The sequence below is a fragment of the Phycicoccus jejuensis genome, from assembly GCF_000720925.1.
Taxonomy (GTDB): Bacteria; Actinomycetota; Actinomycetes; order Actinomycetales; family Dermatophilaceae; genus Phycicoccus; species Phycicoccus jejuensis.
In genome coordinates this window covers 216,444-228,464 of record NZ_JOEE01000004.1, presented here as the reverse complement: position 1 = coordinate 228,464, position 12,021 = coordinate 216,444, and the positions used below count along the sequence as shown (strand labels likewise).

The window sequence follows — 12,021 nt, the reverse complement described above, 5'->3', positions numbered from 1 at the left end:
AGGGGGGTCAGCCCTGGTGCTCGGTGCGCTCGGCGGCGCCGAAGTGGCGCCCCTTGTAGGTGCCGCACGACGGGCACGCCATGTGCGGCTGGGTCGGCGCCTTGCACTGCGGGCAGGTGGTCGTCGCGACGACCGTCGCCTTCCAGTTGGCGCGGCGCGAGCGGGTGTTGGAGCGCGACATCTTCCGCTTCGGAACGGCCACGTCAGGTCCTCTTCTCTGTCGGCGTGGACGGGTTCTCGGCCAGGGCCGAGAGCGCCGCCCATCGGGGGTCGATCTCGTCGTGCTGGTGCTCGGGGTCCTCCGCGAGCGGCTGTCCGCACACGGAGCAGAGCCCGGGGCAGTCCGGCCGGCACACCGGCTGGAACGGCAGTGCAGGCACCACCGTGTCCCGGACCACCGGGTCGAGGTCGATGTAGCCGTCCTCGACGCGGTACTCCTCGTCGGCGTCCTCGTCCCCCACCTCGTGGTGGTGGTCGTGGCGATCGGCGTGAACGAACAGCTCCTGGAAGTGACCGTCGAGCGGGACGCTCACCGGGTCCAGGCACCGCACGCAGGCGCCGGTGGCCGTACCGCGCACCGAACCCGTGACGAGCACACCCTCGACGACGGACTCCATCCGCAGCGAGAGGGACAGCGGGCTGCCCTCCTCGACGCGGATGACGTCGGTGCCGAGATCGCTCGGCGCCCCTGCCTCACGCTCGAGCTCGTGCATCGTCCCGGGTCGACGGCCCACGAGCTTGGTGTCGAGCACCAAGGGGGACCGGGGATCGAGACGCGACATGGGCTTTCGGTGGGGTCGGGACGGGTTCGGGTCACGCCGCACGGACGCAGACCGAAGGACAACGGTACCGGCAGGCCCCCCACCTCCCCAAACCGGGGCCGTCAGCGGCGTCCCGGCGGGGCGAGGGCGGCCTCGACAGCGCCCGCGACCTGCGGCGCGAGGGTGCGGGCGTAGGTCGCGGTGACGTGGTCGCCGGCGCGGTGGACGGTGACGTGCCCGACGACCAGCGGGCACTCGCCGCCGGGGCAGATCCACGGAGTGAGGTCGAGGAGCGCGACGCCCTCCCCCGCCCGCGCGACGGCCGGGCGCTGCACCGGCAGGCCGCTCGCCGCGACGGCCGGGCCGGCCGCGAAGGTGCACTGCGCGAGCGCGTCGGGGTGCCAGGCGGCGCAGACGTCGAGGTCGTCCGGCGAGACGGGGCTGTCGCCGACGACGACGACCGGGAGCCCGGCTCGGGCGAGCGCGGCCCAGCGCCGCGCGTAGCCGTCCTCGAGGAGCGGGGCGTCGGTGCGCGAGCCGTCCCAGGCTCCCCGCGCCACGCCGGAGGTGACGAGCACGTCCGGCGGGTCGGCCGCGAGCGCCCGCGCCACGGCGGCGTTCCAGGCGTCGCACTCGGGGTAGGCCCGGCCGGCGTTGGCCGCCGGTGCGGCGCTGAACGCGCAAGCGGACTTGCCGTAGGTGACGACGCGCCAGCCGCGCTCGCCGGCCTGCTCCTGGAGCGCGGGCAGCCACTGCATCGCCTTGGAGTCCCCGACGAGCGCGACGGTGACGGCGCCACGCGGGTCGCCGAAGGTGCAGGCGACCGGCTCCGTGGCGCCGTGGTCGACCTGGCAGCGGTCGACGTCGGCGTCCGGCCGGTCCTCGCCGCTGACGAGCAGGTCGGGCGTGACCCAGCCGGGCTGCACGTCGTCGGCGACGGCGCGGCCCGGCACGACGGTGGATGCCCCGAGCTGCGTGAGCGGCGGCACGCGGCCGTCCGGCGGCGTCGTGACGAACGGGGACGCCAGCGGCAGCAGCGGCAGGGCGGCGAGCACGGCCAGCCCGGACATCCCGAGGCCCGCGGCGACGAGGACGCGCGGCCGACGCCGCAGCCACGTCCCGTGGTGGATCGGCTGCTCGACGAACCGCCACGACACCCACGCCGGCCAGAGCGACCCCAGGGCGAGCGCGACGCGGGCCCATCCGGGCAGCGGACCGCCGGTCAGCCGCTCGGCGCTCCAGTCCCCGAGGACGAGCACCGGCCAGTGCCAGAGGTAGATCGAGTACGACAGGCCGCCGACCCAGACCATCGCCCGGGTGCCGAGGAGCCGGACCGGGCCGGAGCGGCCCCCGCGCCACCCGGCCCAGAGGACGAGCGCGGTCGGCAGCGTCGGCAGGAGCGCCCAGCCGCTCGGCCACTCGATGCCGGTGGGCAGCGCGACGGCGACGACGACGACGGCGGCGAGCCCCAGCCAGCCGAGGGCGTCGGCGGCGCGGCTGCCGCCCGCGGGGCGCTCGCGGCCGGTCAGCCACACGGCGAGCAGGGCACCGACGCCGAGCTCCCAGACGCGGGTCGTCGTCGTGAAGAAGGACGCCTCCGGGCTCGTGTGCGAGGCGACGAGCGACCAGACGAACGACACCCCGGTCAGCGCGCCGAGGGCGATCGCCACGGTGCGGCGGTCGGGGCGCCGGCCGAGCAGGCGGGCCACGACGGCGAGGGTCAGCAGGAGGAGCGGCCAGAGGACGTAGAACTGCTCCTCGACCGCGAGGCTCCAGAAGTGCTGCACCGGCGACGGGCGCACGTCCGAGGAGAGGTAGTCGACCTCGCGGCCGGCGAGGACCCAGTTGACGACGTAGGTCGCGGCGGCGATGACGTCGTGGCCGACCTGCTGGCGGCGCTGCCCGGGGATGACGAGCCACGAGAACAGGCTCGTGACGAGGAGGACGAGCACGGCGGCCGGCAGGAGCCGGCGCACGCGGCGGCCGACGAAGCGCACCCACGAGACCGTTCCCGTGCGGTCGAGCTCGGCGACGAGCAGGCCGGTGATGAGGAAGCCGGAGATGACGAAGAAGATGTCGACGCCGACGAAGCCGGCGTGGACCGGCAGGCCGGCGTGGTAGGCCAGCACGGAGAGCACCGCGACGGCGCGCAGGCCCTCGACGTCGCGCCGGAAGCCCGGGCGCCGCCCCGTCGTGCGCTGCCCGGCGCGGGTCTGCTCCGGGGCGCTCGCCTCAGCGCTCACGCAGCCGCTCGACGAGGGCGTCGCGGACCTCGTCGGGCACGAGGCCGGTCACGTCGCCGCCGTAGCGGACGACCTCCTTGACGAGCGAGCTCGAGACGTGGGCGAGCGAGGGCTCCCCCGGCAGGAACAGGGTCTCGAGGCCGGTGAGGTGGCGGTTCATGCGGGCCATCGGCAGCTCGTAGTCGAAGTCGGTGCCACCGCGCAGGCCCTTGACGAGGACGTCGGCCCCGAGGTCGCGGCAGACGTCGACGAGGAGCCGGTCCGCGAAGGCCTCGACCCGCACCACGTCGGCCAGGTCCCGGTCGGCGAGCGCGTGCTCGACGAGGGCCACCCGCTCGGGGACGGTGAAGGTCCCCTGCTTGGCGGGGTTGTGGAGGATCGCCACGACCACCTCGTCGTGCAGCGCGGCGGCGCGCGCCACGACGTCGAGGTGGCCGTGGGTCACCGGGTCGTAGGAGCCGGGGCAGACGGCCCGGCGGACGCGCTCGCTCACGCGCGCCAACCTAGCAAGGGCCCGGGCGGGGTGGGTCAGTCGCCGTTCTTCGCGGCGTCCTCGACCTCCTCGGCCTTCTCCTTGGCCTCCTCCTTGATGCGGTCGGCCTCCTCGCGGGCCTCCTCGGGGGCGAGGGCGCCCTTGGCGACGGCCTCGTCGATGAGGGCGGCGACCTGCTCCTCGGAGCCGCAGCCCTCCTCGAGGAGCTGGTTGCGGCGGGTCAGCCAGTCGACGCCGAGCCGCTCGCGCACCTCGAGGTCGACCTCCTCGCGCGCCGGGTTGAGGATGGTCTGCTCCTCCTCGTTCGCGTGATGGTTGACCACCGTCGCGAGGTCCTCGAGGGCGTCGTCGTACTTCTGGGTGTCGGTGCCCTTGGCGCGCAGGAAGGCCAGCAGCGCCTCGTTGATCTCGGCGTGCTCCTCCTCGCCGTGCTCGGCCTCGTGGTCGGTGATGTCGTCGGCCTTGCGGCGCAGGGTCGGGTAGACCTTCTCCTCCTCGGCGACGGCGTGCGCGGTCAGCACCTCGGCCAGGGCGCGGCGGGCGGCCTCACGGTCGGTGTCGGTGCGCCGGGCCTCGCGCAGGAGGTCCTCGAAGAGCCGGTGGTCCTCGAGGATGCGCTCGATGACGTCGCCGCTGACCGGCCGGGGGATCTCGTAGTCGCTCATCCACGCATCCTGTCAGACGGCACGCCTGACCTGCGTCGACGCATCCCGTCCTTCGACGAGCGTCAGGGGCGCTCGGCGAGCCAGACGGTGGTCTCGCCGTACTTGCGCGGCTTGCCGACGCGCTCGAGGCCGGTGGGCCACGCGGGCTCCGGTGAGCGCGAGGAGCGCTCGACGACGACGAGCCCGTCGTCCCCGAGCCAGCCGTCGGCGAGCCGCTCCAGCACGGAGGCCAGCGCATCCTCCCCCACGTCGTACGGGGGGTCGAGCAGCACGAGGTCGGCCGGGCCCTCCGCCCCGGGCTCGCCGGCGAGCGCCGAGGCGACCGTCGTCGGCACGACCCGCACCCCTCGCAGCGCGAGCGAGGCGACGTTGGCGGCGATGACCGTCGCGGCGCGCCGGTCGGACTCGACGAGCACGCACGAGCGCGCCCCGCGGCTCACCGCCTCGAGGCCGAGCGCGCCGGAGCCGGCGTAGAGGTCGAGGACGTGGGCGCCGCGCACCGCGCCGCGGGCCTCGAGCGCCGAGAACAGCGCCTCGCGGACCCGGTCGCTCGTCGGGCGGGTCCCCGCGCCGGGCGGGGTGCGCAGGGTGCGTCCGCCGTGCGTGCCGGCGATGATGCGGGTCATCAGCCACGCTCCAAGTAGGCGGCCTGCTCGGCGTCCACGCGGGCCTGGACGGCGGCCGCCAGCAGGGGGTGGTCGGCGAGGTCCGGGTCGGCGTCGACGAGCGCGAAGGCGTCCTCGCGGGCCTGCTCGATGACGTCCTCGTGCTCGAGGATGTGGAGGAACTCCAGCTGCGTGCGCCGGCCGTGCTGCGCGGCGCCGAGGATGTCGCCCTCGCGGCGCTGGGCGAGGTCGAGGCGGGCGAGCTCGAAGCCGTCCGTCGTCCCCGCGACCGCGGCGAGCCGGGTCAGGGCCGGCTCGGCCTCGGACCCGGTGACGAGCAGGCACAGCCCGGGGAAGCCGCCCCGGCCGATGCGCCCGCGCAGCTGGTGCAGCTGGCTCACCCCGAAGCGGTCGGCGTCCATGACGACCATGACGCTCGCGTTCGGCACGTCGACCCCGACCTCGACCACGGTCGTCGAGACGAGGACGTCGGTCTCGCCGCGCTGGAAGCGCCCCATGACGGCGTCCTTGTCCTCGGGCGACATCCGGCCGTGCAGGACCTCGAGGGTGAGCCCGGCGAGCGCCGGCTCGTCGGCCAGCCGCGTGGCAAGGGCGGTGACGCTGGTCAACGGGCGCGGCGGCGGCGCCTGGGCCTCGTCGGCGTCGGGGTCGGTGGCCTCGACGGTGAGCACGGCGCCGTCCTCGGGCGCGTCGTCGTCGCCGATGCGCGGGCACACGACGTACGCCTGCCGGCCGGACCGCACCTCCTCGGCGATGCGCTGCCACGTCCGCTCCATCCACCCCGGCCGGTCCTCGGGCACGACGTGGGTCGTGATCGGCGCGCGCCCCGCGGGCAGCTCACGCAGGGTCGAGGTCTCGAGGTCGCCGAAGACCGTCATCGCGACGGTGCGCGGGATGGGCGTGGCGGTCATGACGAGGACGTGCGGCGGCGTGGACCCCTTGGCGCGCAACGCGTCCCGCTGTTCGACCCCGAACCGGTGCTGCTCGTCGACGACGACCAGGGCGAGGTCGTGGAAGTCGACGTGCTCCTGGAGCAGCGCGTGCGTGCCGACGACGATGCCCGCGTCGCCGCTCACGACGTCGAGGAGGGTGCGCCGGCGCTCCGCGGTCGGCTGGCTGCCGGTGAGCAGCGCGACCCGCGTCCCGTGCTCGGCGCCGCCCAGCATCCCGCCCTCCGCGAGGTCGCCGAGCATCCGGGTGATCGTCCGGTGGTGCTGCGCGGCGAGGACCTCGGTCGGGGCGAGCAGCGCAGCCTGGCCGCCGGAGTCGACCGCCTGGAGCATCGCCCGCAGCGCGACGACCGTCTTGCCGGAGCCGACCTCGCCCTGGAGCAGCCGGTGCATCGGCACCTCGCGGCCCATCTCGTCGGCGACGACGGCGCCGATGTCCCGCTGGCCGTCGGTGAGGGTGAACGGCAGCCGCTCGTCGAACGCGGCGAGCAGCCCGTCGGCCTGCCCGGCGCGGGCGCGCGTCGCCGTCGCGGCCGAGGCCCGCCGGCGCTGCGCGAGCGTCGCCTGGAGGACGAACGCCTCCTCGTAGCGCAGCCGCTGCTGCGCCGCCGCGACCTGCTCGAGGGTGTCCGGGCCGTGGATGCCGCGCAGGGCGTCGGTGCGCGACACCAGGTTCCGCCGCGCACGGACGTCCGCCGGCAGGGCGTCGGGCACGTCGTCGAGGACGTCGAGGACGCGGCGCACCGACTCGGTGACCGTCCACGTGTGCAGCTTGCCGACCCGGCGGTAGATGGGGATGAGGTCGCGCCGCTCCCCCGCGTCGTAGTCGTCGAGCATCGTGTAGCCGGGGTGCGTCAGCTGGAGGCGCCCGCGGTAGGTGCCGACCGTCCCGGCGAAGATGCCGCGGGCCCCGGGCACGAGCACCTTGTCGTGCCCCCAGGCCTTGAAGAACGTGATGTCGAGCTCGTGGCGCCCATCGGTGATGACGACCTCGAGCATCGTGCCCTTGCGCGTCTTCATCCGCCGGGTCTGCGCGGAGCGCACCTCGGCGACCCCTACGAGGAACTCGCCCGGCGTCACGGCGCCGAGGTCGGCCTCGCGGGTGCGGTAGCGACGCGGCCAGTAGGCGAGCAGGTCGCCGACGGTGTGGACGTCGCGGTGCTTGGAGAAGTCGGCGGCGGCCGTGGCGATGATCGGCCGCAGCGGGCTGGACTCGGTCGCCACGTCACTCCACCCCGATGAGCAGCGGGTACACGGGCTGGCCGCCGTCGAGGACGACGACCTCGAGCTCGGGCCGCTCGCGCCCGAGGTCGGTGGCGAGGCGCTCGACGAGCAGCGGGTCCGCGTCGGCGCCGCGGACCAGGGTGACGAGCTCGCCGCCGGCCGCGAGGAGCCGGTCGAGGACGTCGCGCGCCGAGGCCGCGAGGTCGGTGCCGAGGAACGCGACGTCGCCGTCGACGATCCCGAGGACGTCGCCCGGGCGGCAGACGCCGGCCCAGGTCAGCGCCTCCTTGGTGGCCACCGACACCGCCCCGTGGCGGGTCGCGACGGCGGCCTGGGTCATCGCGACGACGTTGGCGTGCACCGGCCGCGCGGGGTCGAGGACGGCCATCGCCGCGATGGCCTGCACGGTGGTGCGGGCGGGGACGACGTGCACCTCGAGGCCGTCGGCCGCGCCGGCCTCGGCGGCGACCTCGGCGGCCATCAGCCCGTCGGGGTCGGCGGGCAGGACGACGACCGCGGAGGCCCCGGTGCGCCGGGCGGCGTCGAGCAGCTGGCTGGCCGAGGCGCGCCGGCCCGGGCCGAACTCCAGCGCGACGGCGCCCGCCTCCTCGAGCAGGGCCACGACCCCCGGCCCCGCGGCGCCGGCGACGACCCCGAGGGGCACGACGGCCTCACGGGCCGCGACCTGGCTCGGCAGGTGGGTGATGCGGATGCGCTCCAGCCGGCCCGCGCCGAGCGCGGCCTCGACCGCGGCGCCGGCGTCGTCGACGTGCACGTGGACGTTCCAGAGGTCCGGGCCGCCGACGACGATGAGCGAGTCGCCGAGGGCGTCGAGCTGCTCGGTCAGCGCCTGCACGCGCGCGGCGTCGGTGTCCAGCAGCAGGTACATCACCTCGAAGGCCGGCCCGGGCGCCTCGGTCTCGTCGGCCGTGTCGTCCGGCGACGGGCGCCGCGGCGGGGAGTGCCAGCGCGCGGGGTCGGTGCCGCTCGCCGCGGTGAGCAGCCCCTCGTCGGCGCTCGTCCACGCACCGGTGACGACCCGGTGCAGTGCCTCGAGGAGCAGGACGCAGCCCGCTCCCCCGGCGTCGACGACCCCGGCGCGGGCGAGGGCCGGCAGCTGTTCGGGCGTGCGGGCGAGCGCCTCCGTCGCGGCCTCGACGGCGGCGGCCGACACCTGGGCCATCGAGCCGCCGGCGTCGCAGGCCGCCCGGGCCCCGGCCGCCGCGGCGTCGGCGACGCTGAGGATGGTCCCCTCCTGCGGGTGCGCGACGCTGGCCCGGGCCTTGGCCGCCCCCCGCTCGAGGCAGGCGGCGAGGAGCGCGACGTCGACCTCGGCGGCGTCCTCCTCGACGACGACGTCGCAGACGCCTCCGACCACCTGGCTGAGGATGACCCCGGAGTTGCCGCGGGCCGAGAGCAGGACGGCGCGGCGCAGCGTGCGGCACTCCTCGACGAGCCCGACGGCGCCGCTCCCCCCGTCGGCCGAGCGCGCCGCGACGACCTCGTCGATCGCGCCGTCGAGGGTGAGGTAGAGGTTGGTGCCCGTGTCGCCGTCGGGCACGGGGAAGACGTTGAGCTCGTCGATCTCCGTGCGGCGCGCCGCGAGGGCGGCCCGGGTCAGCAGGGCCCACTGCCGGGCGTCGGCGGCGGTGAGGACGTCGGGCACGATGTCAGGGTAACGGGGTGGTCCGTCGCCCCCGCCGGAGCCGTTTTGGTCGGGCCGGTGGCCCTCGGCTACTCTTGTCCGGTTGCGCGTGCGCTCTGCGCCGCGCCCCGATGACCACACGACCGTTACTGCATCAGGAGATCTCCCGTGGCTGCCAACTGCGACGTCTGCGGCAAGGGCCCCGGTTTCGGGCACAACATCTCGCACTCGCACCGCCGCACGAAGCGCCGTTGGAACCCCAACATCCAGCGCGTCAAGGCGATGGTGGGCGAGGCCGGTGTGACCCCGAAGCGGCTCAACGTCTGCACCTCGTGCCTCAAGGCGGGCAAGGTCAAGCGCTGACCTCCCCCTGACGCACCTCGGAACGGGCGGCCTCCCTCGCGGAGGCCGCCCGTTCCGCGTCTTCCGGGCAGGGTTCAGGCGCCGGCGAAGTGGTCCCAGCCGCGCACGTCCGGCACGACCCCGTCGACGGTGACGCTCGCGCCGTCGGGCCCGGTCCCGCCGACCCGGCCCACCGCCACCCACGGCCGCCCCGGCAGCGCTCCGAGGTCGACCGACGCCGGGAAGCACCCGACGAGCGAGTGCTCCTCGCCCCCGCCGAGCACCTGGCGCAGCGCCTCGTCCGCGCCGAGGCAGCGCTCCAGCGGGCCGCTCGCGAACCGCGTCCGCAGCGCCTCCCCCGACAGGTCGATGCCCACCCCGCTCGCCCGGGCGACCCGCCCGAGGTCGGTGACGAGCCCGTCCGAGACGTCGACGAGCGCGTGCGCGCCGGCCTCGGCGGCGACCGGCCCGGCCTCCCACGGCGGCCGCGGCGCCCGGTGGGCCGCGCGCAGCCGGTCGGCGTCCTCCCCTCCCCCGGACGAACGCCCCGCGAGGTAGAGGGCCAGGCCGCCGCCGGAGGTCCCGAGCGTGCCGCAGACGGCGACGACGTCGCCGGGGCGCGCGCCCGAGCGCCGGACCGGTCGCCGGCCGCGCAGGTCGCCGAGCGCCGTGAGGGTGACCGTCACGACCCCCGCCGGCCCGGACGACAGGTCGCCGCCGACGACGGGTGCGCCGGACTCCCGCGACACCGCGGCGATGCCCTCGGCCAGCCCGAGCACCCAGTCGACCGGGGTGTCGGGGTCGGCGACGAGCGAGACGAGCAGCCCGGTCGGGACGGCGCCCATCGCCGCGACGTCGGCGAGGTTCTGCACGCTCACCTTGACGCCGACGTCGTGCGCGCTCGACCAGTCGTCGCGCCAGTCGCGGCCGCGGACCATCCCGTCGGTCGTCGCGACGACCGTGCCGGACGGGGTCGCGAGCACCGCGGCGTCGTCGCCCGGGCCGACCCGCAGGGCCGCGTCGTCCGGGGCCACGGCCGCGGCGTAGAGGGGGAAAACGCGGGCGAGGAGCTCGGCCTCGTCCAGGTCGCGCAGGCGCTCCACGCGGTGCTCCCTCCCTGCGGTGACGTCCGGTCCACCGGCACGGTAGCGTCTGGGTCGAGCCCCGCCGGACCCGGTGGGCACCACGTGCGGGGCCGCACCGGCCCCGCCGACCGACGACAAGGTGGAGTTCAGTGGTCCAGGCCTACATCCTGATCCAGACCGACGTCGGGCGCGCCGCGTCCGTCGCCGCGACGATCGCCGACATCGACGGCGTCGTCCTCGCCGAGGACGTCACCGGCCCCTACGACGTCATCGCCCGGGTGGAGGCCGCGACCGTCGACGAGCTGGGCAAGCTCGTCATCTCCCGCATCCAGGACACCGAGGGCATCACCCGCACCCTCACGTGCACCGTGGTCCACGTCTGAGCGTGCCCGGACCCCGTCGGACGGCGGCAGCGCTCGGCGCTGCCGCCGTCCTGCTGTCCGGGTGCTCCTCGGCCGTCGGGGTGAGCGTGCCCGGGGGCGCCGCGGGCTGCGGCGACCCCCGCTGGCCGGCGCAGGTCGGCGGCCACGAGCGCGTCGACACCGACCCCGCGAACGCTGCCGTCGCCGCGTGGGGCGACCCCGCGGTGGTCGCGCGCTGCGGCGTCGGCGCGCTGGCGCCGACCGAGACGGAGTGCATCGAGATCGACGGCGTCGGATGGATCCCGTCGAGCCTCTCGGACGGCACGCGCTTCACGACGTTCGGCACCGACCCCGCGCTCGAGGTGCTCGTGCCGTCGGCCTACGACCCCGCGCCGCTCCTGCTGCCGGCCTTCGACGAGGTCGCGAAGGCCCTGCCGCCCAACGGTCTCCGCTGCCGCTGAACCCCCGCGGCGGCGGCGCGTCAGCGCAGGCCGGTGCGCCGCTCGAGCGCCAGCGCGACGAGCTCGTCGATGAGCTCGGGGTAGGCGACCCCGGTCGCGGCCCACATCCGCGGGTACATCGAGCTGGGGGTGAAGCCGGGCATCGTGTTGACCTCGTTGAGGACGATCTCGCCCTCGTCGGTGAGGAAGAAGTCGACGCGGGCGAGGCCCTCGCAGCCTGCGGCCTCGAAGGCGCGCGCCGCCATCGACCGGATGTCGTCGGCCACCTGCGACGGCACGTCGGCCGGCGCCTCGAGCCGCACGTCGTCCCCCGCGAGGTACTTGGCCTCGAAGTCGTAGAAGTCGTGGTTCTGCACGACGACGCACTCGCCGAGCTCGCTCGTGCGGGGGGCGTCGGTGCCACGGCCCTCGAGGACGCCGCACTCGATCTCGCGCCCGACGATGCCTTGCTCGACGACGACCTTGGGGTCGTGCTCGCGGGCCGCCTCGATCGCGGCCTCGAGGGCGTCCGTCGACGCGACCTTGGTGATGCCCATGCTCGACCCGGCGCGGGCCGGCTTGACGAACACCGGGAAGGTCAGGGCGCCGACGGCGTCCATCGCGGCCGCGGGGTCGCGCCGCCAGTCGCGGTCGGTGATGACGACGTACGGGCCGATCGGCAGGCCGGCCGCCGCCAGCACGGTCTTCATCATCGCCTTGTCCATCATGACCGCCGAGGCGGTGACGCCCGACCCGACGTAGCGGACGTCGGCGAGGTCGAGCAGCCCCTGGATGGTGCCGTCCTCGCCGAACGGGCCGTGGAGCAGCGGGAAGACGACGTCGACCTCCCCGAGCGTGCGCGGCGCCTGCCCCGCCTCGTGGACGACGAGGGTGCGGTCGGTGGCCGAGGTCGGGACGATGACGCTCGCCGACCCGCCGTCGACCTGCGGCTCGTGGTCGGGCGCGAGCCGCAGCGGCTCGGGGTCGTCGGCGGCGAGGACCCAGTGGCCGTCCTTGGCGATGCCCACGGGCACGACGTCGTAGCGGTCGCGGTCGAGCGCCTCGAGGACGCTCGCGGCGGTCGCGCAGGAGACGGCGTGCTCCGACGAGCGGCCCCCGAAGACGAGGGCGACGCGGATCTTGTCGGCTGGGCGGTCGGTCATCGCAGAGGACTCTAGCCGCCCC

Annotated in this window: 13 protein-coding genes; 3 read left to right on the top strand and 10 right to left on the bottom strand. The window is 75.6% G+C overall.

From position 1 onward, the window contains the following. Positions 1 to 7 precede the first annotated feature (7 nt). The 8 genes from rpmF to IG69_RS0109560 form a co-directional block, all read right to left on the bottom strand. The gene (gene rpmF, locus IG69_RS0109595; RefSeq protein WP_030527944.1) at positions 8 to 202 is read right to left on the bottom strand and encodes a 50S ribosomal protein L32; all 195 of its coding nucleotides are present in this window, start codon (positions 200 to 202) and stop codon (positions 8 to 10) included. Between the two features lies 1 nt (position 203). Then, positions 204 to 782: a YceD family protein gene (locus IG69_RS0109590; RefSeq protein ID WP_030527943.1), complete on the bottom strand. Its 579-nt coding sequence runs from the start codon at positions 780 to 782 to the stop codon at positions 204 to 206. Between the two features lie 101 nt (positions 783 to 883). Then, positions 884 to 3,004 (bottom strand): acyltransferase family protein, encoded by a 2,121-nt coding sequence (locus tag IG69_RS0109585; protein ID WP_051750401.1) that lies wholly within the window; start codon positions 3,002 to 3,004, stop codon positions 884 to 886. Then, the gene (coaD, locus tag IG69_RS0109580) at positions 2,994 to 3,497 is read right to left on the bottom strand and encodes a pantetheine-phosphate adenylyltransferase (protein ID WP_030527941.1); all 504 of its coding nucleotides are present in this window, start codon (positions 3,495 to 3,497) and stop codon (positions 2,994 to 2,996) included. The genes IG69_RS0109585 and coaD overlap by 11 nt, the downstream gene beginning before the upstream one ends. A gap of 35 nt (positions 3,498 to 3,532) precedes the next feature. After that, positions 3,533 to 4,162 carry a hemerythrin domain-containing protein gene (locus IG69_RS0109575; RefSeq protein ID WP_030527940.1) on the bottom strand — a complete coding sequence of 210 codons (630 nt, stop codon included), beginning with the start codon at positions 4,160 to 4,162 and terminating at the stop codon, positions 3,533 to 3,535. A 62-nt stretch (positions 4,163 to 4,224) separates the two neighbouring features. After that, positions 4,225 to 4,788, bottom strand: coding sequence for a 16S rRNA (guanine(966)-N(2))-methyltransferase RsmD (rsmD, locus tag IG69_RS0109570; protein WP_030527939.1), 564 nt, complete (start codon positions 4,786 to 4,788; stop codon positions 4,225 to 4,227). Beyond that, positions 4,788 to 6,962: an ATP-dependent DNA helicase RecG gene (locus IG69_RS0109565; RefSeq protein WP_030527938.1), complete on the bottom strand. Its 2,175-nt coding sequence runs from the start codon at positions 6,960 to 6,962 to the stop codon at positions 4,788 to 4,790. Before IG69_RS0109565 ends, rsmD begins: the two co-directional genes overlap by 1 nt. A gap of 1 nt (position 6,963) precedes the next feature. Then, complete coding sequence (locus IG69_RS0109560; RefSeq protein ID WP_030527937.1) at positions 6,964 to 8,628, bottom strand: DAK2 domain-containing protein; 1,665 nt, start codon at positions 8,626 to 8,628, stop codon at positions 6,964 to 6,966. 147 nt (positions 8,629 to 8,775) lie between these two features. Here IG69_RS0109560 and rpmB point away from each other — a divergent pair, with 147 nt between their 5' ends. Then, positions 8,776 to 8,970, top strand: a complete 195-nt coding sequence (gene rpmB, locus IG69_RS0109555) for a 50S ribosomal protein L28 (RefSeq protein ID WP_030527936.1) — start codon at positions 8,776 to 8,778, stop codon at positions 8,968 to 8,970. Between the two features lie 74 nt (positions 8,971 to 9,044). On the opposite strand, the gene thiL is transcribed toward rpmB, so the two are convergent. Next, positions 9,045 to 10,052, bottom strand: a complete 1,008-nt coding sequence (gene thiL, locus IG69_RS0109550; RefSeq protein WP_030527935.1) for a thiamine-phosphate kinase — start codon at positions 10,050 to 10,052, stop codon at positions 9,045 to 9,047. A gap of 131 nt (positions 10,053 to 10,183) precedes the next feature. Between thiL and IG69_RS0109540 the strand changes: the two genes are divergently transcribed. Continuing rightward, complete coding sequence (locus IG69_RS0109540; protein WP_030527934.1) at positions 10,184 to 10,417, top strand: Lrp/AsnC family transcriptional regulator; 234 nt, start codon at positions 10,184 to 10,186, stop codon at positions 10,415 to 10,417. 2 nt (positions 10,418 to 10,419) lie between these two features. Further along, positions 10,420 to 10,857 carry a DUF3515 family protein gene (locus IG69_RS0109535; RefSeq protein ID WP_157577478.1) on the top strand — a complete coding sequence of 146 codons (438 nt, stop codon included), beginning with the start codon at positions 10,420 to 10,422 and terminating at the stop codon, positions 10,855 to 10,857. Between the two features lie 20 nt (positions 10,858 to 10,877). Here IG69_RS0109535 and IG69_RS0109530 read toward each other — a convergent pair whose 3' ends face one another. Further along, the gene (locus IG69_RS0109530; RefSeq protein ID WP_030527932.1) at positions 10,878 to 11,999 is read right to left on the bottom strand and encodes a D-alanine--D-alanine ligase family protein; all 1,122 of its coding nucleotides are present in this window, start codon (positions 11,997 to 11,999) and stop codon (positions 10,878 to 10,880) included. Between the last annotated feature and the right edge of the window lie 22 nt (positions 12,000 to 12,021).